The organism is Micromonospora sp. DT178 (assembly GCF_049841695.1).
In the GTDB taxonomy this organism is placed as follows: Bacteria; Actinomycetota; Actinomycetes; order Mycobacteriales; family Micromonosporaceae; genus Micromonospora.
Genome location: NZ_JBNCKV010000008.1, coordinates 258,863 through 281,965 on the forward strand (window position 1 = coordinate 258,863; position 23,103 = coordinate 281,965).

Sequence of the window (23,103 nt, forward strand, 5' to 3'; positions counted from 1 at the left end):
ATCGAAAGGCAGGCACATGCGGCACAGGTACCTGAGCGCGGCGCTCGCCCTGGCCCTGGTCGGCGGGCTCACCGCCGGCTGCGGCTCGGACTCCGCCGGCTCCGCCAACGAGATCAACCTGATCATGTCCAACCACCCCTGGCAGCGGGCCATCGAGCCGTTGATCGACGACTTCGAGAAGGAGTCGGGCGTCACGGTGAAGGTCCAGACGTTCGCCGAGCAGCAGATGCGCGACAAGGTGCAGCTCAACCTCCAGTCGCGCAGCTCCTCGATGGACGTGTTCATGACGCTGCCCTCCCGCGAGGGCCCGCAGTTCGCCAAGTCCAACTACTACGAGCCGCTCGACGAGCACGTCAGCAAGGCGGGCGCGGACTACGCCGTCGACGACTTCCCGACCGCCGTGCGGGCCGGCATGACCGTGGACGACAAGCTGATCGCGGCGCCGATCAACGTCGAGGGCGTGGTGCTGTACTACCGCACCGACCTGTTCGAGCAGTACGGCGTCACGCCGCCGAAGACGCTCGACGAGCTGACCACCGCCGCCGAGACGATCAAGCAGAAGTCCGGCGGCAGCGTCACCCCCATCGCGTTGCGCGGACAGTCCGCGGCGCTGCCGTTCACCTTCGGCCCGTTCCTGCACTCGCAGGGCGTGAGCTGGACCAAGCCCGACGGCACGCCCAACTTCGACGACCCCAAGGCGGTCGAGGCGATCAACCGCTACGCCACCCTGGCCCGCGACTACGGCCCGCCCGGCGTCGTCAACAACACCTTCACCCAGTCCTCGGCCCTCTTCGCCGCCGGCAACGCCGCCATGGAGCTGGAGTCGAGCAACGAGGTCAGCAGCATCATCGACCCCAAGACCTCCAAGGTCGCCGACAATATCGGCGTCCTCGACTTCCCGGCCGGCGCCGCCGGCTCGAAGACCACCGTGCTCTCCTGGGGCCTGGCGGTCTCCTCGTTCTCGAAGAACAAGGACGCGGCGTGGAAGTTCGTGCAGTGGGCCACCAGCGCGAAGACCCAGCTGGAGCTGACCAAGTCCGGCATCGCCCCGCCGCGCACCTCGGTCAGCAAGGATCCCGCCTACACCGCCACCCTCAACACCGAGACGCTCAAGCAGTGGAACACCGTGCTAACGAAGGCCCAGACCGACGGTGACACCGAGGTCGGCCCGGTGGGTGTCGCGGCCGCCGAGATGCGCAAGGTCATCGGCGACGCGGTGGGCACGGTGATCCTCGGCCGGGCGAGCGCCGAGGAAGCGGCCAAGCAGATCCAGGACGGCCTCACCCCGCTGCTGGCGAAGAACCGCGAGTAGGAGCCTCATGAGCACCGACACGATGACGAAACGCCCCACCGGCCCCCGCCCCGCCGCCACGGGGCGGGGGGCGGGGCGCCGGCCGAGAAGGACGGTGCATCCGACGGCCCGGGGAATCTGGCCCTTCGTGGTGCCGGCCGCGGTGGTCACCGCCCTGCTGGTCCTGCTGCCGATCGCGTACACCGTCTGGTTGTCGGTGACCGACCGGCTCTCCGACGGTACGAACGCGGGCTTCCTCGGGTTCGACAACTACGCCCGGATGTTCGCCGACCCGGCCTTCTACAACTCCCTGAAGGTGACGCTCTTCCTCTTCGTGGTGTGCCTCGCCGTGGAGACCGTGCTGGGCCTCGCGCTCGGCTACGTGATGAGCCTCGACGTGCCGGGTCGGCGCGTCTTCCAGGGCATGATGCTCATCCCGGCGATCACCGCGTCGGTGGCGGTCGGCCTGCTCTGGCTGCTGATCATGGATCCGTCGCTGGGCGCGGCCAACGAGCTGCTGGCCGTCGTCGGGATCGACCCCGTGGTCTGGCTCGGCGACCCGTCGATCGCTCCCTGGTCGATCGCGCTGGTGGACATCTGGCAGTGGACGCCGTTCATGGCGCTGATCATCTCCGCGGGCATCCGGTCGCTGCCGGAGGAGCCCTTCGAGGCGGCGGCCATCGACGGGGCCAGCGGCTGGCGTACGGCGTGGAACATCGGACTGCCCCTGCTGCGGCCGGTGCTCATCGTCGCGATGCTGCTGCGCACGGTCGACCTGGTCCGGTTCTTCGACACCATCTACATCATGACCCAGGGCGGGCCGGTCGACTCGACGAACAGCCTCAACGTGTACGGCTACAACGAGGCGTTCATCGACCAGGAACCCAGCTACGCCGCCACCCTGCAGATCGCCCTGCTGGTGCTCGTCGTGCTGATCGCCGCCGTCTTCACCCTGGTACGAAGGAGGGCCGCGAAATGAGCGCGGGCAAGCGGCTGGTCGGCGTCTACACCGCGTACTTCCTGTTCGCCGTGGTCTTCTTCGGCCCGGTGCTGTTCATGCTCTGGTCGTCGCTGCGGCGCAACGTCGACATCACCGGTTCCCTGTTCGACGTGGCCTCGCCGCTGACGCTGGAGAACTTCACCAACCTGTTCGAGCGGTTCGAGTTCGGCCGCTACATCGCCAACAGCTTCATCGTCGCCGGCGGCTCCACCCTGCTCGGCCTGGTGCTGGGCGCCCCGGCCGCGTACGTGATCGTCCGGCGGCAGCTGAACACGCTGGGCTTCGTCACCCTGCTCGCCCGGATGGCGCCCGGCGTGCTGTTCGTCCTTCCGCTGTTCGTGCTCTCCATCCGCATCGACGCCCCGTCGAACACCGGGCTCAACTACGCCCTGCTCGTCGTGGCGCACCTGATCGTCACCCTGCCGCTGTGCATCTGGCTACTGATCCCGTTCTTCGAGGAGATCCCGATCAGCATCGAGGAGTCCACGCTCATCGACGGGGCCTCCACCTGGCAGCGGTTCCGCATGGTGGTGCTGCCGCTGGCCCTGCCCGGCGTCTCGGTGGCACTGACGCTCAGCTTCGTCTTCTCCTGGAACTACTTCCTGTTCGCCCTGGCGCTCGCCAACGACCGGACGCTGCCGCTGACGGTCATCGCCTTCAACTTCATCGGCCAGGGATCGAACGACTTCGGCGGGCTGATGGCCGCCAGCACGCTCATCTCAGCGCCGGCCCTGCTGCTGACGATCTTCGCGCAGCGGTGGCTGGTGCGTGGAATCACCGGAGGTGCCGTCAAGTGACGACCACCAGTCTTCGAGCCCGCTTCCTGGGCGACGGTCGGATCGACTTCGAGCGGGCCATGCTCGGCCCGGTCGCGGACGGGCAGGTACGCGTCCGCGTCGACGTCTGCGCCCTCTGCGGCTCGGACAAGCGGCTGCTGCGGTCGGGTTCGCCCGTGGTGCCGGGACACGAGATCGCCGGCACCGTGATCGACGTCGGCGCGGACGTCGCCGTGCCCGTCGGGACGCGCGGCATCGTCTACATCCCGGTCTTCTGCGGTACGTGCCGGCGCTGCGCCGCCGGGCGCACCAACCAGTGCCTGCACCTTCGGGAGCTGATCGGCTGGCAGCGCGACGGCGGGTTCGCCGAGCACGTCGACGTGCCCGCCCGCTGCCTGCTGCCGGTGCCCGACGACGTGCCGCTGGACACGGCGGTGCTGGGCCTGGACACCGTCGGCACCGCCGCGCACGCCCTGCGGCTGTGGCAGCGCACCCAACCCGACGGCGTGGACCGGGCGCTGGTCATCGGCGCCGGACCGTTGGGCCTCGGCGTCATCGCCGTGGCCGGCGCCTTCGGCGTCGGCGAGGTCGACGCCTTCGACCCGCACGAGGGTCGCCTGTCCACCGCCGTCGAGCTGGGCGCCCGCGCCGCGGGCGACCTGGCGGCGGAGAACCAGTACGACCTGGTGGTCGAGGTCAGCGGCGCTGCGGCGGCCCGGGAGACCGCGCAACGGGTGGTCGCGCCCGGCGGCGCGGTGATCGCCCTCGGCGAGTCCGACGAGCCCTACACGATGCCCGCGACGCCCCGCTGGCGGCGCACCGACTGCTACACGGTGCGTTCCTTCTACTTCCCCACCAGCGAGGTCGAGGCGAACTGGGACCTGCTGCGCGACCACGGCGCCGCGCTGCGGGACCGGTTGACGGTGCCGGTGACCCTCGCCGAACTGCCCGACGCCTTCGCCCGCTTCGTCGCCGGCGACTACTTCAAACCCTGCATCGTGTCGGAGGACGCCCGATGAACCAGCCGCAGCACCTGCTCATCCTCGCGGTCGACCAGCGGCCCTGGCTCACCCAGGCGCTCTACGGCCACACCGGCACCGCCACGCGCGGCCAACGCGCGGCGATCACCGACGGCAAGCACATGGTGGTCGAGGGGCTCCTCGCGGCGCTCGCCGACGAGCCGGGGCTGGCCGCGCACGCCGGCATCCTCGTCGACGCGACGCTCGGCCCCGGCGTGGCCGAGCGGGCACACGCCAACGGCGTGACCGTGAGCATGCCGCTGGAGCGCGGCGGCTGCGAGATCTACGAGTCCGAACCGGCCGACCTGAAGTCCCACCTGGAGCACCACCAGCCCGAGCTGCCCAAGGTCCTGGTCCGCTACAACGTCGAGGGCGACGTCGACGGCAACCGGGTCCAGCGCGCCCGGCTGGCCGAGGTCTCGGCGGCGGTGCGTGACGCCGGTGGCCGTTTCCTGTTCGAGCTGCTCGTGCCCCCCACGCCCGCGCAGCTGGACGCCGTCGGCGGCGACCCGGGACGGTTCGAGCGGGAACTGCGTCCCGCGCTGGTGCACCGCGCGATGACCGAGCTGCTCGAGGAGGTGCCGGTGGACGTCTGGAAGCTGGAGCACCTCGACCGGCAGGAGCACTACCGCACCGCGGCCCGGATCGCGGCCGAGGCCGGCGGCGAGTGCATCCTGCTCGGCGCCAACGCACCGGCGGCACGGGTCGAGGGGTGGCTCGCCGACGCCGCCACCGCCGGATTCACCGGCTTCGCTATCGGGCGTAGCATCTGGTGGGACGCGCTGCGCGGGCTGCTCGCCGGGGACCTGGCCCGCCCTCAGGCGGTGGCGGCGGTCGCCGCGAACTATCGCGGATTCGCCGCCGCGTTCCTCGCCGCGGTGCCGGTCGGGCCCGAGCCGCACGAGTGAGGACACCAGTGACGCCACCCTCCACGCCCCGGCCCCCCGCCGCGACGCTGCCGGTGCCCGCGCAGGAAGCGGATCCCCAGACCGGTGAGCGGGTCGGCGAGCTGCTCTACCGGACGCTGCGAGACCGGATCATCTCGGGCGAGCTGCGACCCGGCACCCGGCTGAGCGTCCCGGCGCTGGCCGAGGAGTTCCGGGTGAGCCGCAGCCCCGTGCGCGACGCGGTGATCCGCCTGGTGCAGGACGAGCTGGCGCGCGAGACCCTCAACCGCGGCGCGGTCGTCGCCCGCATCGAGGGCGAGGAGCTGGTCAGTCTCTACGAGGCCCGCGAGGCTCTGGAATGGGCGGTGGCGCGGCTGGCGGCGCAGCGGTACAGCCCGGCGCTGCGCCGCCGCCTGCTCGCCCTGCTCACCGAGCACCGGCAGGTCGCGGCGGACGGCGACTTCGCCCGCCACATCGAACTCGACGCCGCGTTCCACCGGGAGATCCGGCAGGCCGCGCAGAGTCCGGTGCTGACCCGGATGCTCGACGGCGTCCAGAGTCGGGTCCTGATCGCGATGCGCTCGACCAGCCTCACCGGAGGCATGGCCCAGGCCGTCGCCGACCACCAGGCCATCTTCGAGGCGCTCTGCTCGGGTGATCCCGACGCCGCGGGTGAGGCCGCCCGGGCGCACATCCGCCGACTCAAGGAGCTGCTTCGTGCCGCTTACTGAAACCCGCACGATCACCGCCGTCCGGTGCCACGGTCCGGGCGACGTACGCGTCGAGCGCCTGCCCGAGCGCGCCCCGGGCCCCGGCGAGGTGGCCATCGAACCCCTGGCCGTCGGGGTCTGCGGCACGGACAGTCACATCGTCGGCGGCAGCTTCCCCGCGGCGGCCCCGGTCGTGCTGGGTCACGAGGTCTGCGGACGGGTGCGGGAGGTCGGCCCCGGGGTCGACCGGCTCGCGCCCGGCGACCTCGTGACCGTCGAGCCCCACGACTACTGCACCGCCTGCGCGTACTGCCGGCTGGGGCAGGAGCATCTCTGCGACGCCAAGCGGGGCTACGGCGTACGGCTCGACGGCGGGATGGCCGAGCGCATGGTGGTGCCGGCACGGATCGCCTACCGGCTGCCCCCGGACACGCCACCGTGGATCGGCGCCCTCACCGAGCCGCTCGCGTGCTGTATCCACGGCATGGACCAGCTCGCGCCCCGCTCCGGCCTGCCCGTGCTGGTCTACGGCGCCGGCCCGGCGGGCGCGATGATGGTGGCGCTGGCCCGCTCCCGGGGGCTCGCCCCCGTCGTCGTCATGGATCCCCGCCCGGACCGCCGCGACCTCGCGCTGCGCATGGGAGCCGACGCCGCCCTCGACCCGACCGACCCGGCCAGCGGGGCGGCGGCCCGGGCCCTGACCGACGGCCTCGGCTTCCCGTACGTCGTCGACGCCGTCGGCTCGGCGCGCCTGCTGGAGTCCGCGATCGGCATGGCCAGCCGCGGCGGCCGGATCCTGGTCTTCGGTGTCGCCCGGCCGGACGAGGAGGCACGGGTGCGCCCCAACGAGGTCTTCGCGCGCGAGCTGACCATCGTGGGGGCGGTCATCAACCCGTACACCCATCACCGCGCGGTGGGCATGCTGCCGACGCTCGGCCTGGACCGGCTGCGGCCGGCGTTCTTCCCGCTCGAGGAGGTCTCGCAGGCGCTCGAGGCCCAGGCCGTCGGACAGGCCGACAAGGTCTTCGTCGCCCCGCACGGCGTCGACGCCGCCCTCCGGTAGCCCGGGGATCCGACCGGGTTCACCCCGTCCGGCGTCACCGTGGCCGGTCCACGGTGGCGCCGCACGGCGTCGACGACTTTTGCCCGTCCGGACGAAAGTTCAGACGATCTCGCACGAACATCTAGACATTTATATTTAAGAATCCTAGTGTTGCCTCACCAGGCAGCGGCGTGCCAGGCCAACCATCAGGACATGACAACGATGTCCGTTCGATGTCCGGGCCCGCCGCTGAGCCCGAGCGCCGCGCGACGACGTACGTCGTTGTCCCGCTCCCCTGGAGGAGAAGAATGCTCGGATCGTCCCGACGAGCACGCGTGCCCATCGCGAGCGCCATCACCACCGTCATGGCGGTCGCCGGCCTGTGGCTGTCCCCGCCGAGCGCGGCTGCCGCTCCGCCCCCGCAGGAACCCGGCGTCACCCTGCGCGTGTTCGACCTGCAGGTGCCGCTGAACAACCTCTGCACCCTGAAGGCCGGCCAGACCCCGAACGTCGACAAGCTCATGCCGACGGTCAACTGGACGAGCGCGGCGGACTTCGGCATCGAGGACCACTTCCTGGTCCACGCCCTCGGCAACGTCAACATCACCCAGGCCGGGCGCTACACCTTCCGACTCATCAGCGACGACGGGTCGCGTCTGCTGATCGACGACACCCTGATCGTCGACCACGACGGCGTGCACGGCCCGGAGGCCAAGGACGGCGCGGTCGACCTGACCGCCGGATACCACTCCCTGCGCATCGAGCACTTCGAGCGTACGGGCGGCCAGCAGCTCACGTTGCAGTGGCAGACGCCGGGCTCCGGCACGTTCGTGGACGTGCCGAACTCGGCGCTGAGCACCGACGCCGGCGTCGTGCGGGTGACCGCACCCGGCCGCAAGGAGTGCGAGGCCAGTGGGGACTCCCCCGGCGACGGGCTGCCGCTCACGTCGGTGCACCCGAACTACACCCTGACCGACCTGCGCCCGAGTGGTTTCCAGCCGCAGGTCACCGGGTTCGACTGGTTCCCCGACGGCCGGCTGGCCGTGTCCACCTGGGGTGGCTCCCTGACCAGCGTGGGCGAGGTGTGGATCCTGGGCAACGTCACCGGCAGCACCAGTGCCGGCCAGGTGACCCGGCAGCGGGTGGCGACGGGGCTTCAGGAGCCGATGGGGATCAAGATCGTCGACGGGAAGATCTACGTCGCGGAGAAGGCGAAGCTCACCGAACTCAACGACACCAACGGCGACGGGGTGACCGACCAGTACCGCACCGTGGCCACCTGGCCGTTCGGCAGCAACTTCCACGAGTTCGGGTTCGGCCTGCTGTACCGGGACGGGTACTTCTACCTGAACCTCTCGGTGTCCATCAACTACGGCGGGGCCACGACCGACCCGCAACCGGCCCCGAACCGGGGCACGACCATCAGGGTGAACCGCAGCACCGGCGCGGTCGACTACGTGGCCGGCGGCCTGCGCACCCCGCACGGCATCGGCTGGGGCCCGGAGGGCGACATCTTCGTCACCGATAACCAGGGTGGCTGGCTGCCGTCGTCGAAGCTCGTGCACGTCAAGCAGGGCCGCTTCTTCAACCACTACATGAACCCGCCCGGGCCGTTCGACAACAACCCGGTGGTCCAGCCGGTCCTCTGGATGCCGCAGAACGAGATCGGCAACTCGCCGAGCACCCCGGTCATGTTGACCCAGGGCACCTTCGCCGGACAGATGCTCATCGGCGACGTGACCTACGGCGGGCTCCAGCGCGCCTTCCTGGAGAAGGTCAACGGCGAGTACCAGGGGGCGTTGTTCAGACTGACCCAGGGCCTGGAGGCGGGAGTGTCCGAGGTCAGCGTCGGGCCCGACGGCGCCATCTACACCGGCGGCCTGCACGGCGGCGGCAACTGGGGGCAGGAGGGCAAGCTCAGCTACGGCCTGCAGAAGATCGCCCCGAACGGTAGCAACAACTTCGACATGCGGGCGATGCGGGCGCTGCCCAACGGCTTCGAGATCGAATACACCCAGCCGCTGTCGGCGACGACCGCCGCGGCACTGGCCTCCAAGTACCGGGTCAAGCAGTGGCGTTACGTGGCGACGGCCGCGTACGGCGGGCCGAAGGTCGACGAGGAGACCCTGTCGGTCTCGTCGGCCACGTTGTCGCAGGACGGAAAGACGGTCACGCTGGTGATCAACGGCCTCAAGGCCGGTCGGGTGGTGCACGTCCGGTCGCCCCGGCCGTTCGCGGCCAGCAACGGTCAGTCGCTCTGGAGCACCGAGGTGTGGTACACGCTCAACGCCATCCCCGGTCAGCAGCCGCCCGTGAACCTCGCGCTCGGCAGGGCGGCGACCGCCGACAGTTCCTGCTCCGTCGTCGAGGGCCCGGCCAGGGCCATCAACGGAACGGTCACCAGCGGCAACCTCGACAAGTGGTGTTCGACGGGCACGAACAAGTGGCTCCAGGTCGACCTGGGCACCGCCCAGAGCGTGAGCCGCTTCGTCGTACGGCACGCGGGCGCCGGCGGCGAGAACACCGCCTGGAACACCCGCGACTTCACCATCCAGACCAGCACCAACGGCACCTCCTGGACGACGGCGGCGACCGTCACCGCCAACACGGCGAACACCACCACCCACGACATCTCCCCCACCCAGGCCAGATACGTCCGACTGAACGTCACCAAGGCCACCAACACCTCGGACAACGCGGCACGCATCTATGAGTTCGAGGCCTACGGTGGGCAGGCCGCCACCGAGAACGTCGCGCTGGGCAGGGCGGCGACGGCCGACAGTTCCTGTTCGGCCACCGAGGGCCCGGCCAGGGCCGTCAACGGCAGCGTGTCCGGCGGGAACAGCGACAAATGGTGTTCGACGGGCGCCAACAAGTGGCTCCAGGTCGACCTGGGCACCACCCGGAGCGTGAGCCGCTTCGTCGTACGGCACGCGGGCGCCGGCGGCGAGAACACCGCCTGGAACACCCGCGACTTCACCATCCAGACCAGCACCAACGGCACCTCCTGGACGACAGCGGCGACCGTCACCGCCAACACGGCGAACACCACCACCCACGACATCTCCCCCACCCAGGCCAGACACGTCCGACTGAACGTCACCAAGGCCACCAACACCTCGGACAACGCGGCACGCATCTACGAGTTCGAGGCCCACGGCCCCGGCGGCGACACCGGCCGGGTCACGCTCCTCGACGGGTCCCACCTCGACAACTTCGAGTACACCAACGGCACACCGGCGACGTGGCCGCTGGCCAAGGGCGGGGTGGAGGTCCTCGGCGGCGACATCCGCAGCAGGCGCGCTTTCGGTGACTTCCGGCTGCACGTCGAGTTCTGGCTGCCCAACCTTCCGCCGGACGTCACCGGCCAGGCCCGCGCCAACAGCGGGATCTACCTACAGGACCGCTACGAGCTCCAGGTCCTGGACTCCTTCGGCGACACCACCCCGGCCAACGACGAGGGCGGCGCCATCTACGGAAAGATCGCGCCGTCGGTCAACGCGGCCGGCGCGCCGGAGACGTGGCAGACCTACGACGTCACCTTCCGGGCGGCCCGCTTCGACAGCGCCGGGGTCAAGACGGAGAACGCCCGGGTCACGGTCGTGTGGAACGGCGTCACCGTCCACGACAACGCGGTGATCAACGGGCCCACGGGCAACGGTGCCCCGGAGGGACCCTCCGTGGGGCCGATCCGGTTGCAGGACCACGGCGACCCCGGCCTCAACGTCCACTACCGCAACATCTGGGTCGAGCCGCTGAGCTGACCGCGCCACCCGGGGCAGGGCGGCCGCGCGGGTCGTCCTGCCCCGGCCCAGCACCGCCGCCGTACGCCCGATCCCGGAGAACCCCCGTCCCGTCGCCCGGGCGCGTCCCCGCGCCCGCGCCGACCCGTCCACATCGGAGACGGCATGACACGTCGCGCCCGCATCCGCACCCTGCCGCTCACGGCCGCCCTCACCCTGCTGGCCGCCCTGCTCGCGCCGGTGTCCCCGGCCCCGGCGGCCCCCGCGAAGACGCCCCCACTGACCACGCCGTGGACCAGCCAGGCCCTCACCGGCACGCCCCTGCCGGAATACCCGCGACCGCAGATGACCCGGCCCGACTGGCTCAACCTCAACGGCGAGTGGCAGCTCCGCCAGTCCGCCACCGACGACGCCCCGCAGTTCGGCACGAACCTCCCGGAGCGGGTGAACGTGCCGTTCCCGGTGGAGAGCGCCCTGTCCGGCGTGCAGCGCGCCGCGAACGACAACCGCCACCACCTGTTCTACCGACGCACCTTCACCGTGCCGGCCGACTGGTCCGGCCGCCGCACGCTGCTGCACTTCGGGGCGGTCGACTGGCAGGCCACCGTGTGGGTCAACGGCGCTCAGGTCGGCGGGCACACCGGGGGCTACGACGCCTTCACGTTCGACGTCACGCCGCATCTCAACGGCGGCACGAACGAGATCGTGGTGAAGGTGTGGGATCCGACGGACAGCCGTCAGGACGGCAGCCTGCCGCCGATCGGCAAGCAGACCAAGAGCCCAGGCGGGATCTTCTACACCCCCAACTCCGGCATCTGGCAGACCGTCTGGTTGGAGCCGGTGCCGGCCGCGTCGATCAGCAGCGTCGACGTGTACCCGAACCTGTCCAGCAACACGCTGCGGGTGCGGGTGTTCACCCGGGGGAACGTCGCCGGGCACAGCGTGCTGGCCGAGGCGCTGAACGGGACCGCGGTGGTCGGGTCGGCCACCGGTGGCTTCACCGACTTCAGCGTGCCGGTGCCGAACGCCCGCCGGTGGTCCCCGGACGATCCGTTCCTCTACGGCCTGCGGGTGACGCTGCGCGACCCGGACGGCGCCCGGACGGACCGGACGACGCACTACTTCGGGATGCGGGAGATCACCACCGGGATGGTCGGCGGGGTGCTGCGCCCGAAGCTCAACGGCCAGTTCGTGTTCCAGGCGGGCACCCTCGACCAGGGGTACTGGCCGGACGGGCTCTACACCGCCCCCACCGACGCGGCACTCGCCTTCGACCTGCAGAAACACAAGGACCTCGGGTTCAACATGGTCCGCAAGCACATCAAGGTCGAACCGCAGCGGTGGTTCTACCACGCCGACCGCCTCGGCCTGCTGGTGTGGCAGGACGTCCCGTCCCTGACCGCGCAGGACGTCAACGCCGACGACGCCCAGCAGGCGCAGTTCGAGGCCGAGACGCGGGAGGTCGTCGACGAACACCGCAGCAGCCCGGCGGTGGTCGCGTACACCGTCTACAACGAGGGTTGGGGCGAGCGCGCGCTCGCCGACACCCGGCGGGTCGGGCAGAACGTGAAGAACCAGGACCCGACCCGCCTGGTGAACGTGCACAGCGGCCACAACTGCTGCCAGTCGCTGGGCGACCCGGGCAACGGTGACATCGACGACTGGCACGTCTACCTCGGCCCCGCGTCGCCGAGCCCGTCGGCCTCCCGGATCGCCGTGCTCGGTGAGTTCGGCGGCCTGGGCCTGCGGACGCCGGGGCACGAGTACAGCCCCAGCGGCAGCTTCTTCGCCTACGAGTGGCAGCCGAACTCCACCGCCCTCACCGACCGGTACGTCGGGCTGGTGCAGGGCACCCGGAACCTGATGCTCGGCAAGGGCCTCAGCGCCTCCGTGTACACCGAGATCACCGACCTCGAAGGCGAGTTGAACGGCTTCCTCACCTACGACCGCCGCGTCGTCAAGATGGTCGAGTCCCGGGTCCGGGCGGCGAACCAGGCGCTCATCGACGCGTCCAGGTCGCTCGGCGACAACCAGCCGGTGGCGCTGCCGCTGAACACGCGACGGTCGTTGCAGGTGACCACGCCCGGACACACGGGGAGATACCTGCGGCACCAGGACAGCCTCGCCTACACCGCGATCGTCGACGCGGGCAGCACGGCGCTGCTCAAGAACGACGCCACCTACACGATCCGGGCGGGGCTGGCCGACGCGAGCTGCTACTCCTTCGAGTCGGTCAACTTCCCGGGGCAGTACCTCCGGCACGCCGGGTCCCGGGTCCGCAACTCGCCGAACGACGGCTCGGCGCTGATGCGCGCCGACGCCACCTGGTGCGCCCGCACCGGGCTGACCGGCAGCGGGGTCTCGCTGGAGTCGTACAACTTCCGGGGCTCGTTCCTGCGCCACTTCAACTCCGAGGTGTGGCTCAGCAACGGCGCCGGCGGCGCGGCGTACGACACGCCCACCCTCTGGAGCGCGGACAGCACCTGGAACGTCGCCGCGCCCTGGGCGCCGTGAGGACCGGACGCGAGCCGGCCGCGCCGCCGTCCACGTCGGTCAGCCGCCCAGGCCCGCCACCGCGACCTCGACCGCCGCACCGAGCAGCCGCTCGTCCAGGGGCTCCGAGACGGCGCTGGCGTAGACGGTCACCAGGTTGTGCCCCGCCCTGACGATCACGAAGGCCGACCGCCCGGTGATCCGGGCCCGCCCGCTGCCCGCGCTGAGCCGGTAGTCCACCCGCCAGGACTGCTCGCCGAGCGCGGGTGGCGGCTGCGCGTCGACCGTGAACCGCACCGCCGGGCCGCCCGAGCCCCGGGCGGTGAAGCGGGGGCAGGCCCGGCGCGCCGACTCCGCCTCGGCGAGCACCGAGGCGGGCACCGGTTCGGCGTGGGACCTGATCTCGACCACCAGTTCGGCCGACGCGGTGGCGGTGGGGCCAGGCACCGTGGCGAAGCGGGCCCGCTCCCGGACCCGTTCGACTCCGCCGAGCCGGTCCAGGTAGGAGTCCTCGGCCAGGGGCCGGCAGGCCGACGGGTCTATCCGGGAGCCGCCGCCCTCAGCCCGGTCGGGCGGCACCCGCCAGCCCGGGGGCAGCACCGCCCTGACCGCGCCGGCCGCCCGGCGGGCCTGCGGGTGGGTGAGCGGCCGACCGGGGTCGGGTCGTCCCGGAGCGGACCGCGTGGGCCCCGGGGTCTCGTCGGGCACCGGCGGGACGACCGGAGCGGTCGACGGCGCGGAGAGCCTGGCCGGCTCCGCCACCGGAAGCGGGGCGTACGCCCCGGGGATCCCCGGACCGAGTACCGCCACCGCGAGCAGGGCCGCCAGCACCGCGACCGCCGCCACGGGCCCCCGGACGCCGGCCGGAGCGGACGGGGCCGGTCCGGGCACGGTCGGCCGGGACACCAGGAACGGCAGGGTGAACGCGACGAGGTAGCCCAGCCAGGCCAGCGGGGCCAGCAGGTGCGCCTCGGCGGTGTCCAGCCCGTCCGCCCGTCCGGTCAGCAGGGCGTGTGCGTACTGCAGCAGCGCCGCCGCCGCGCCGGCCGCCCAGCCCGCGGTCAGCGCCCGGCCGACACCGGCACGACGGCCGACCGCGAGCACCACCAGGACCGCCCAGCCGGTGAGCGCGCAGAGCAGCCAGCGCTGTTGGGCCTGCCGGCCCGCCTCGGCCAGGGTGCCCGGCGGGAACAGCTCGGTCCGCCACACCGCGGCCCCCGCACCGATCAGCACGGCGGTCAGGACCGCCGCCACGACCCCCCGGTCCCACCGGCGCGGCGGGCGTCGGTGCCCCTCCCCGGCCCCGCGCAGCAGCAGGCCGACCAGCACGGGTACCAGCAGCGCGAGCAGCGGCCAACCGCTGCGGGGCAGCGCGAAGACCAGCCAGTTGCGGGCCGCGTGGCCGTCGGTCGGCACGGACGCCACCGCCGGCAACGGCCAGAGGAGCGCGACACCGGCCGCCGCCGCCACCAGGTACGTGGCCGAACGCCAGCCGACCGACCCGGGCCGGCGGGCGACCACCAGTCGCGCCAGCAGCACGCAGAGCCCGGCCACCGACGCGGCGAGTGGCCCCCCGAGCGCGGCGACGAGCAACGCGACGGAGACGTCCGGCCGGGCGGAGACGCCCGAGCTTCCCGGAACCGGCAGTGCGGTGGCGATGAACGCCGTCACCGCGAAGCCGATGGCCGCGCCGAGAACGGGTCGCCACCAGCCGCCCGCGCCGGCGGCGGCCCGGCGGACCAGCGCGGGCAGCAGTCCGAGGCTCAGCAGGACGGCGCCGACACAGACCGCGACGGGCGGGCCGACGGCCGCCTGCGCGGTCAGGAAGAGGTCGCGCGCGAGGGCGTCGGCGGCGCCCGTCGCCAGCATCGCGACCGCGCCGACCGCCAGCCCGTGGGTCAGGCCGCCCGGCGGGTCCGCCGGCCGGCCGAGCGCCGCCGCCCGGGTCGCCGGATCCGGATGCCGGGCGAGCAGCCGACGCCGTCGCGTGGGACCCCCCGCGGTCCCGGCGCGCAGCAGCGCGACCAGGCGCTCGGCGTGGCCGGCGCCGGCGGCGTACCGGTCGGCTTCCCGCTCGCGCCTCCGCAGCAGCCCGGCCGCCAGCAGCGCGGTCAGCACCGCGACGACCGTCGCCCGGCCGAGCGCCGTCAGGTAGGTGACGTTCGGCCCGAAGAGGGCCACCTCGAGCAGGCCGGCGGCGAGCACCGCCGGCACCGGCAGCCAGATCAGGGCACGCACGGCCGACGCCCAGGCCACGTCCCGGGCGAGGACGTGCGCGAGTTCGTGCGCCACCACGGGGTCGAACCGCGCCGGGTCGGCGTGGGCCACCGCGACGGCCGCCGGGAGCACCACCGTCGGCCGGCCGAGCACACCACCGGTGGTGTACGCCTGCCGTACGGGCGGGGCGGCGACGACCAACCTCGGTCGGCGTCGCCCGACCAACCCGTTGCGGTCGCAGAGATCGCCGAAGCGTTCCTGCGCGCCCGGCACGGTGAGCCGGCGACGAAGCCGATGCCGGTCGGCCAGCGGCAGGACCAGGACGAGCGCCGCCGCCGCACCCAGCGCGATCCCCGCCCCGGCGAGCATGACCACTCCACGCCGGCCGAACTGCCCGGCCAGGCAGCGGTCGCGGGCGGCCGACTGCTCCGCCGCCACCGGATGGGCCCGGGTGCAGGCGTCGACGGCGGCCGCCCAGGGCCGGGAGAGCGAGCGGTCGGCGACGAAGTAGAGGCCACCCGCGCTGATCCCGACGCTGATCAGGGACGCCAGCACGAGTGCGTAGAGCCAGCCGAGCCGCTCCGGAGGCAGGGGTGGGCCGGCGCCGGGGCCGGCGGCGCCGACGCCACGATCGCCGCCGGTCGTGCCGTCCGCGGCCGTACCGCCGTCGTGGTGGGCCCCGCCGGCACCGGGCCCGGTCATGCGTCCGGCGGATCGACCATCGCGCCGACCGCGGCGTCGGCGAGCAGCTCCGCCCGACCGGCGTCCAGGCCCAGCGCCACCGCGTGCCGGTGGCACGCCTCCCGCAGGCGGCGTGCCTGTTCGGGGTCCAGCCCCGGTCGGGCGTCGGGCGGGGCGGGCAGCTCCCGGCGGCGGCGACGCAGCAGGCCGGCCCGGACGGTGGTGGCACCGATGACCAGCACCTCGCCCACGGCGGCGGCCACCACCTGGAGCACGAGCTCGGTGAGCAGGGTGACGTCGATGCCGAAGCCGACCCCACCCTGCGGGACGGACCAGCTGACGCGTCCCTTCGACAGCTTCCGCCGCCAGCCGGCGGCCACCTCGTCGAAGACCGGAAGTTCCTCGGGGGCGATTCGACGCACCGCCGCGTGGGCAGCGCCCACGACCAGATCGGCGGCGACGTTCTGGGGCTCGGTCACGATGCCATCGTGCCGCTACGGCGCCAGCCCGCAGACCCGACAGTAAGGTTTCCGGCACCAGGATCTGTCGCCCGTCACGGAGTTCGAGACCGGCGCGCCACGCCACGTGAAGGTCCCGGGCGAGTTCCCCTCATGACGTACGCCCCTGGGTGAGAGTGGCTGCCACGTACGCGGCGGCTTCGGCGATGAGGGCCTGCTGGTATTCCGCGTCCCTGGTGGCCCTGCTCGACAGGATCGCGATGACGAGGGGCGCGGACGTCGGGGGCCACACGACGGCGATGTCGTTGACGGTGCCGTAGTCGCCGGTCCCGGTCTTGTCGGCCACGGTCCAGCCCCGGGGCACCCCGGCGCGGACGCGTTGGGTGCCGGCGCGGGTGGCGTTGCGTTCCAGCAGGTCGCGGAGGACGGCGCGCTTCTCGGGCGGCAGGGCGTCGCCCAGCACGATCCGCTGGTAGGTGGTGCCGAGTGCTCGCGGAGAAGACGTGTCGCGGAGGTCTCCCGGGATGGCGGTCGTGATCGCCGGCTCCGTCCGGTCCATCCGGGTGACCGCGTCGCCGAGGCTACGGGCGTACGCCGTCAGTTGGGCCGGCCCGCCCAGATCGCGGAGCAGGAGGTTGCCGGCCGTACCGTCGCTGTGGCGCACCGCGGCGTCGCACAGTTGGCGGATCGTCATCCCCGAGGCCACGTGCCGCCTCGTGATGACGGAGCTCTTCATGAGGTCGTCGGCGGTGTACCTGACGACGGTGTCCAGGTGGGACAGCGGGTGGCGGTGCAGGACCGCTGCGGCCGCCAGCCCTTTGAACGTGGAACAGAACGCGAAGCGCTCGTCCGCGCGGTGGACGATGGTGTCGCCGGTGCCGGTGGCCAGGGCGTACACGCCCAGGCGCGCGTCGAACTTGCGCTCCAGCTCCGCCAGGCGATCGTGGTGACCACCCGTCTCGGCGGAGGGGGAAGCGGGGACAGCCGAGGAGGTGGCGGCGGAAGGCGTCCTGTCGTTCGCGCAGCCGGCCAGCGGCAGCGCCGCCACCGCCCCCAGCAGAGCGCGACGGGTGACGGTCGGATGCGTCGAAGGCATGGTCTTCCCTCCGTTGTCAGGTCACGAGGATGGGCGGGGTCGCGTCCGGCGACGCCGGCCCTCGACGCCGGGCACCCCCGGCGGCGACGCGACGTCGACGGGCGCTGCCTGAACCAGCCCGGAGCGCTTCGCGACCCGGCCGCCCGATGAGTCAACGCGCCGCCCACCGCCCGCGGTTGCGTCCACGGCAGGGATCGACGATCCGGCCGCGCGGGACGGATCCGGCCGCCTGCCGTGGCGCGTGACCGGGCCGGCGGCACCCCCGCGTCGGCAGGAGGCAGGATGGGCGGGTGACTGCCCCCACCCGCCCGCCGTCTGCCGTGTTGGACGCGGTGCTCGAGCGGTTGACGTACGTCAACGAGGAAACCGGCTACACCGTCGCCCGGGTGGCCACCGACCACGGCAGTGACCTGCTCACAGTGGTCGGTGCGCTGCTGGGAGCCCAGCCGGGGGAAAGCCTGCGCCTGTCCGGTCGGTGGTCGTCGCACCCGCAGTACGGCCGGCAGTTCGAGGTGCACTCGTACACGACCGTCCTGCCGGCCACGATCCAGGGCATCCGCCGTTACCTCGGTTCCGGGCTGGTCAAGGGCATCGGTCCGGTGTTCGCCGAGCGGATCGTCGCCCACTTCGGCCTCGACACCCTCCGCGTGATCGAGGAGGAGCCCGCCCGCCTGGTCGAGGTGCCCGGCCTGGGGCCGAAGCGCACCGCCAAGATCACCGCGGCGTGGGAGGAGCAGAAGGCCATCAAGGAGGTGATGGTCTTCCTCCAGGGCGTCGGCGTGTCGACCTCCCTGGCCGTACGGATCTTCAAGCAGTACGGCGACGCCTCCATCACGGTGGTCAGGAACGAGCCGTACCGGCTGGCGGCCGACGTGTGGGGCATCGGCTTCAAGACCGCCGACACCATCGCGCAGGCCGTCGGGATCCCGCACGACAGCCCTCAGCGGGTCAAGGCCGGCCTGCAGTACACCCTGTCCGAGGCTACCGACAACGGGCACTGCTATCTGCCCGACGGGCAGTTGGTCGCCGACGCCACCAAGATCCTCAACGTGCCCGCCGACCTCGTCGCCACCTGCCTGGACGAGCTCGTCGGCGAGGAGGGGGTGGTCCGCGAGACGCTGCCCGGGCCGGACGGCGAGCCGGCGTCGGCGGTGTACCTGGTGCCGTTCCACCGCGCCGAGCAGTCCCTCGCCGGATCCCTGCTGCGGCTGCTGCGCGACCGCGCCGACCGGCTGCCCCACTTCACCGGCGTCGACTGGGGCAGGGCGCTGGCCTGGCTGAAGGCACGCACCGGCACCGAGCTGGCCCCCGAGCAGGAACAGGCGGTCCGCCTCGCCCTCACCTCCAGGGTCGCCGTGCTGACCGGCGGGCCCGGCTGCGGCAAGAGCTTCACCGTACGCTCGATCGTCGAACTCGCCGCCGCGAAGAAGGCCAAGGTCACCCTCGTCGCGCCGACGGGCCGCGCCGCCAAGCGGCTGTCGGAGCTGACCGGGCACCCGTCGGCCACCGTGCACCGGCTGTTGCAGCTGCGCCCCGGCGGGGAGGCCAGCCACGACCGGGACAACCCCCTCGATGTCGACCTCCTCGTGGTCGACGAGGCGTCCATGCTGGACCTCATCCTGGCCAACAAGCTCGTCAAGGCCGTCCCGCCCGGCGCGCACCTGCTGCTCGTCGGCGACGTCGACCAGCTCCCCTCCGTCGGCGCCGGCGAGGTCCTGCGGGACCTGCTCGCCGCCCCGGCCATCCCCCGGGTCCGGCTGACGCAGGTGTTCCGCCAGGCCGCGGAGTCCGGCGTCGTCACCAACGCCCACCGCATCAACGCCGGCAAGCCGCCCCTGCTCCAAGGCCTCAGCGACTTCTTCCTGTTCGCCAGCGACGACACCGACGCCACCGCCGCCCTGGCCGTCGACGTCGCCTGCACCCGGATCCCCGCCCGCTTCGGCCTCGACCCGCGCCGCGACGTCCAGGTCCTCACCCCCATGCACCGCGGGCCCGCCGGCGCGGCGGCCCTGAACACGCTGCTCCAGCAGCGGCTCACCCCGGCGCGCGAGGGCCAACCCGAGCGCCGCCTGGGTGGACGGGTGTTCCGCGTCGGCGACAAGGTCACCCAGATCCGCAACAACTACGACAAGGGCCAGGCCGGCGTCTTCAACGGCACCATCGGCATCGTCACGGCGCTGAGCACCGACGAGCAGACCCTGACGGTACGCACCGACGAGGACGAGAGCATCGACTACGACTTCGACGAACTCGACGAACTCGCCCACGCGTACGCCATGACCATCCACCGCTCGCAGGGCTCCGAGTACCCGGCCGTCGTCATCCCGCTGACCACCAGCGCGTGGATGATGCTGCAACGCAACCTGCTCTACACCGCCGTCACCCGCGCCAAGAAGCTCGTCGTCCTGGTCGGTTCCCGCCGCGCCCTCGCCGCCGCCGTCCGTACCGTCGGCGCCGGACGCCGCCACACCGCCCTCGACCACCGCCTCGCCTGAGCGCCTCGCCGCCTCCGCAGCGTCCGGCTCCGGGGCCGCCTGCCCCCTACGCCACGGGACGGGGCGCGGTCGGCGCGGGGCGCAGCGCCGCGAGCTGGATCTGCAACGCCAGCCGCGCGCGCGGCGAGTCGAGATCCACGGGGACGACCTCGGTGAGGCGACGCAACCGGTACCGGAGCGTGTTGGGATGCACGTGCAGCTGCCGGGCGGCCCGCTGCGGGTCACCCTGCTGGTCGAGCCAGGCGGCCACCGTGGCGACGTAGTCGGTGCCGTGCTGCCGGTCGTGGGCCACGAGATCGGGCAGCGGACCGCCCACCAGCAGGTCGGCGCTCGGCACGGCGCCGACCACCCGGTGCACGACCACCTCCGCCCAGTGGTCCTCGAACCGCAGCACCGGGCCCCGCTGCCCGGTCGGACCGCGCAACGCGAGCAGCTCCGCCGCCTCGGCGCGGGAGCGCGGCAGGTCCGTCAGGCTCCGGGCGACACCGCCGGACGCGGCGTACAGCCCGGGGTCCTGCACGGCGACGTCGTGGATCAGCTTCTCCATCCACCGCCGGGACCCGGGCGAGGCCCCCTCGTCGACCAGGACGGCGAACAGGACGTCCCCGACGTCCGCGAGCAGCGGCTGACGCCAGCCGTGCCGGCGGGTGATCGACTCCCACAGGGCGAGGTTGTCGACCATCTCCCCCGTCCCGCCGTGCGCGCCGAGGGCGACGACCCGCCACGGCCCCTCGGGGATGGCCAGCTCCTCCCGGCCCGTCCTCCCGGGGGCCCGCAGGACTGCCCGCAGGCGGTCGGCCGACACCCGGCGCGCGACGTCGGCCTGCACGCGCAGGCGGAGCAGGTGCAGGGCCAGCACGGACGCGGTGCCCTGGAGGTCGCGCAGCCGCCCCTGCGGCACCGGGCCCTCGACGACGGCCCAGATCGAGCCCAGCAGCTCGCCTCCGGCGCGGATCGGGATGACGAGGCGGGGCAACGTCCCGTCCGGGCCCTGCGGTACGAAGATCAGCTCACTGCCCGTCGCGAGCTTGCGGAAGACGCCCCGGGAGCGGAAGTGGGCGATCACGTTGCCTGGGGCGCGACGACCGACGATCGTCGACACGCGCGCCGGGTCGGTGCGGTCCTGGCGCGAGGAGTAGGCGAGCACCCGGGACCGGGCGTCCTCGATCGTCACCGGCGCGTCGACCACGGCGGCGGTCGCGTCGGCGAGGGCGAACAGCTCGTCGTACACGCCGGGCTCCCCGGTCTCCGGCGAGCCGGGCGCGACGGCCCGGTCGATCATCCCGCGGAGCAGCCAGACGAGCTGGGCCCAGGAGCCGTGGCGCTGAAGCTCGACCAGGGTCAGGCGCCGTTCGGCGGCGGCCGACGTCACGTCGGGGTGCGCGGCCAGCGGGGGCTTGAGCACCAGGCCGGCCGCCCCGGCCTCCTGGCACCGGGCGACGACGGCGAGGGCCTGTTCCGGGGTCGCGACGCCCGCGCCGAGGACGAGGTCGCCGCTCTGGCCGGTCGTGGCGTCGTCGGGTTCGGCGAGGGTCACGTCGCGTACCTCCGCCTCGTCGGCGGCGACGACGACCTTGAGCAACGCGGCGCCGGCCGCCTCCACCACGCCAGCCACGGTGAGCATGCCGCGATTGTGCCCCGACCTTGTGCGCCAGGGCCAATGACCTGGGCGATCGTTGGCCGGAACGGACAATGACCTCCCGGCCCGGCGGGGACAGGATTGCCGCGATCCCTGTCGCGCCCGAAGGAGAAGACGCCATGTCCCCCGCCGAGTCAGTGCCCGCCCCCCAGCACGTCGCCGTCGTCGGCGCGGGGATGGTCGGGCTGGCCACCGCCTGGTTCCTGCAGGAGCGGGGGGTCCGGGTCACCGTGCTGGACCGTACGGGGGTCGCGGCGGGCGCGTCGTGGGGCAACGCGGGCTGGCTCACCCCCGGCATCACCACTCCCCTGCCGGAGCCGGCGGTGCTGCGGTACGGGGTGCGCGCCGTGCTGAGCCCGTCCTCGCCCGTCTACGTCCCGCCGCGCGCCGACGCCCGGCTGCTGCGGTTCCTGGCCGGCTTCGCGCGGCACAGCACCGCGTCGAGGTGGCAGAGCGCGATGCGGGCCCTCATCCCGGTGAACCGGCGGGCGCTGGCGGCGTTCGACGCGCTGACGGCCGGTGGGGTCGCGGCGCCGACGCACGAGGCGAAGTCGTTCCTCGCCGCGTACCGGACCGAGGCCGAACGGTCGGTCCTGCTCGACGAGCTGGCGCACATCCACTCCGCCGGCCAGGGGATCGAGTTCGACGTCCTGACCGGGGCCGAGGCACGGGAGGTGGAGCCCTCCCTGTCGGACGCGGTCGGCGCCGCCATCCGCCTGCACGACCAGCGCTACGTCAACCCGGGGCAGTACGTACACGCGCTGGCCGACTCCGTCCGCGCGCGGGGCGGGGCCATCGAGACCGGGGTGGACGTCGTGGACGTCCGCGACGAGGCGACCGGGGTCCGGGTGCTGACCTCCGCTGGCACGGACGAGCGCTACGACGCGGTGGTGCTGGCGACCGGCGCCTGGCTCGGCCAGCTGGCCCGGCGCTTCGGCGTCCGCACCCTCGTGCAGGCCGGCCGCGGCTACAGCTTCAGCGTCGCGATCGAGCACCTGCCGGCCGGCCCGGTCTACTTCCCCGCGCAGCGCGTGGCCTGCACGCCGCTGGGCGACCGGCTGCGCGTCGCCGGGATGATGGAGTTCCGCAGCGCCGAGGCGCCGCTGGACCGGCGCCGCATCTCGGCCATCGCCGAGGCCGCCCGACCGCTGCTGCGGGGCGCCGACCTGGATGCCCGCACCGACGAGTGGGTCGGCTCGCGGCCCTGCACCCCCGACGGCCTTCCCCTGATCGGCCGGACCAGGTCGCCGCGCGTCTACGCCGCCGGTGGCCACGGCATGTGGGGCATCACCCTCGGCCCGCTCACCGGCGAACTGCTCGCCGAGCAGATCACCGGCGGCGGGCAGCCCGTGGAGTTGCGCCCCTTCGACCCGCTGCGCTGACGGGCTCCGCCCGGGACCGACGAGCCGCCGGCTGGGCCTCGCTGAGCGCCGGACGAATGCCGCAGGCAGGCGGGAGACGGGCGAGCCGCCCGTCTCCCGCCTGCGGCCACCGGATCAGCACAGCCGGACGCGCCAGCAGCCCCGGGCTTCCGGCCCCCGTCGAGGAAGACCTGG

The 23,103-nt window shown here is 73.0% G+C and carries 15 protein-coding genes; 11 read left to right on the forward strand and 4 right to left on the reverse strand.

Going from position 1 to position 23,103, the window contains the following annotated elements; translation table 11 throughout:
- Window positions 1-16: 16 nt before the first annotated feature.
- The 9 genes from ACLQ22_RS17575 (at window position 17) to ACLQ22_RS17615 (ending at window position 12,982) form a co-directional block, all read left to right on the forward strand.
- On the forward strand, window positions 17-1,312 hold the full coding sequence (locus ACLQ22_RS17575; RefSeq protein ID WP_425693246.1) for an ABC transporter substrate-binding protein: 1,296 nt from the start codon (window positions 17-19) through the stop codon (window positions 1,310-1,312).
- A 7-nt stretch (window positions 1,313-1,319) separates the two neighbouring features.
- On the forward strand, window positions 1,320-2,270 hold the full coding sequence (locus ACLQ22_RS17580) for a carbohydrate ABC transporter permease (protein WP_425693247.1): 951 nt from the start codon (window positions 1,320-1,322) through the stop codon (window positions 2,268-2,270).
- Entirely contained in the window at window positions 2,267-3,088 is an 822-nt protein-coding gene (locus tag ACLQ22_RS17585) for a carbohydrate ABC transporter permease (RefSeq protein ID WP_425693248.1), read from the forward strand. Before ACLQ22_RS17580 ends, ACLQ22_RS17585 begins: the two co-directional genes overlap by 4 nt.
- Window positions 3,085-4,086, forward strand: a complete 1,002-nt coding sequence (locus ACLQ22_RS17590; RefSeq protein ID WP_425693249.1) for an alcohol dehydrogenase catalytic domain-containing protein — start codon at window positions 3,085-3,087, stop codon at window positions 4,084-4,086. Before ACLQ22_RS17585 ends, ACLQ22_RS17590 begins: the two co-directional genes overlap by 4 nt.
- Window positions 4,083-4,994, forward strand: coding sequence for a 2-deoxy-5-keto-D-gluconate 6-phosphate aldolase domain-containing protein (locus ACLQ22_RS17595; protein WP_425693250.1), 912 nt, complete (start codon window positions 4,083-4,085; stop codon window positions 4,992-4,994). The genes ACLQ22_RS17590 and ACLQ22_RS17595 overlap by 4 nt, the downstream gene beginning before the upstream one ends.
- An 8-nt stretch (window positions 4,995-5,002) precedes the next feature.
- The gene (locus ACLQ22_RS17600; RefSeq protein WP_425693251.1) at window positions 5,003-5,704 is read left to right on the forward strand and encodes a GntR family transcriptional regulator; all 702 of its coding nucleotides are present in this window, start codon (window positions 5,003-5,005) and stop codon (window positions 5,702-5,704) included.
- Window positions 5,691-6,746: an alcohol dehydrogenase catalytic domain-containing protein gene (locus ACLQ22_RS17605; protein WP_425693252.1), complete on the forward strand. Its 1,056-nt coding sequence runs from the start codon at window positions 5,691-5,693 to the stop codon at window positions 6,744-6,746. Before ACLQ22_RS17600 ends, ACLQ22_RS17605 begins: the two co-directional genes overlap by 14 nt.
- Window positions 6,747-7,033: 287 nt before the next feature.
- On the forward strand, window positions 7,034-10,489 hold the full coding sequence (locus tag ACLQ22_RS17610) for a discoidin domain-containing protein (protein ID WP_425693253.1): 3,456 nt from the start codon (window positions 7,034-7,036) through the stop codon (window positions 10,487-10,489).
- A 144-nt stretch (window positions 10,490-10,633) separates the two neighbouring features.
- Window positions 10,634-12,982 (forward strand): AbfB domain-containing protein, encoded by a 2,349-nt coding sequence (locus ACLQ22_RS17615; protein ID WP_425693254.1) that lies wholly within the window; start codon window positions 10,634-10,636, stop codon window positions 12,980-12,982.
- Window positions 12,983-13,021: 39 nt separating this feature from the next.
- Here ACLQ22_RS17615 and ACLQ22_RS17620 read toward each other — a convergent pair whose 3' ends face one another.
- From ACLQ22_RS17620 to bla, 3 genes are all read right to left on the reverse strand, one after another.
- On the reverse strand, window positions 13,022-15,880 hold the full coding sequence (locus ACLQ22_RS17620; RefSeq protein WP_425693255.1) for a M48 family metalloprotease: 2,859 nt from the start codon (window positions 15,878-15,880) through the stop codon (window positions 13,022-13,024).
- Window positions 15,877-16,338 carry a hypothetical protein gene (locus ACLQ22_RS17625; RefSeq protein ID WP_425693256.1) on the reverse strand — a complete coding sequence of 154 codons (462 nt, stop codon included), beginning with the start codon at window positions 16,336-16,338 and terminating at the stop codon, window positions 15,877-15,879. The genes ACLQ22_RS17620 and ACLQ22_RS17625 overlap by 4 nt, the downstream gene beginning before the upstream one ends.
- A gap of 130 nt (window positions 16,339-16,468) precedes the next feature.
- A complete protein-coding gene (gene bla, locus ACLQ22_RS17630; protein ID WP_425693257.1) occupies window positions 16,469-17,413 on the reverse strand; it encodes a class A beta-lactamase in 945 nt (314 codons plus the stop codon).
- 290 nt (window positions 17,414-17,703) lie between these two features.
- Between bla and recD2 the strand changes: the two genes are divergently transcribed.
- Entirely contained in the window at window positions 17,704-19,908 is a 2,205-nt protein-coding gene (gene recD2, locus ACLQ22_RS17635; RefSeq protein ID WP_425693258.1) for an SF1B family DNA helicase RecD2, read from the forward strand.
- 46 nt (window positions 19,909-19,954) lie between these two features.
- On the opposite strand, the gene ACLQ22_RS17640 is transcribed toward recD2, so the two are convergent.
- Window positions 19,955-21,532, reverse strand: a complete 1,578-nt coding sequence (locus tag ACLQ22_RS17640) for a helix-turn-helix domain-containing protein (RefSeq protein WP_425693259.1) — start codon at window positions 21,530-21,532, stop codon at window positions 19,955-19,957.
- Window positions 21,533-21,666: 134 nt separating this feature from the next.
- On the opposite strand from ACLQ22_RS17640, the gene ACLQ22_RS17645 reads away from it, so the two are divergent.
- Complete coding sequence (locus tag ACLQ22_RS17645) at window positions 21,667-22,929, forward strand: NAD(P)/FAD-dependent oxidoreductase (RefSeq protein WP_425693260.1); 1,263 nt, start codon at window positions 21,667-21,669, stop codon at window positions 22,927-22,929.
- Window positions 22,930-23,103 lie beyond the last annotated feature (174 nt).

Bases quoted from the DNA above. Each gene is read 5' to 3' on its own strand.
- ACLQ22_RS17615 (WP_425693254.1), top strand. From the start codon at position 10,634: ATGACACGTCGCGCCCGCATCCGCACCCTGCCGCTCACGGCCGCCCTC.
- ACLQ22_RS17575 (WP_425693246.1), top strand. From the start codon at position 17: ATGCGGCACAGGTACCTGAGCGCGGCGCTCGCCCTGGCCCTGGTCGGC.
- ACLQ22_RS17585 (WP_425693248.1), top strand. From the start codon at position 2,267: ATGAGCGCGGGCAAGCGGCTGGTCGGCGTCTACACCGCGTACTTCCTG.
- ACLQ22_RS17595 (WP_425693250.1), top strand. From the start codon at position 4,083: ATGAACCAGCCGCAGCACCTGCTCATCCTCGCGGTCGACCAGCGGCCC.
- ACLQ22_RS17610 (WP_425693253.1), top strand. From the start codon at position 7,034: ATGCTCGGATCGTCCCGACGAGCACGCGTGCCCATCGCGAGCGCCATC.
- ACLQ22_RS17580 (WP_425693247.1), top strand. From the start codon at position 1,320: ATGAGCACCGACACGATGACGAAACGCCCCACCGGCCCCCGCCCCGCC.
- ACLQ22_RS17640 (WP_425693259.1), bottom strand. From the start codon at position 21,532: ATGCTCACCGTGGCTGGCGTGGTGGAGGCGGCCGGCGCCGCGTTGCTC.
- bla (WP_425693257.1), bottom strand. From the start codon at position 17,413: ATGCCTTCGACGCATCCGACCGTCACCCGTCGCGCTCTGCTGGGGGCG.
- ACLQ22_RS17620 (WP_425693255.1), bottom strand. From the start codon at position 15,880: ATGACCGGGCCCGGTGCCGGCGGGGCCCACCACGACGGCGGTACGGCC.
- ACLQ22_RS17645 (WP_425693260.1), top strand. From the start codon at position 21,667: ATGTCCCCCGCCGAGTCAGTGCCCGCCCCCCAGCACGTCGCCGTCGTC.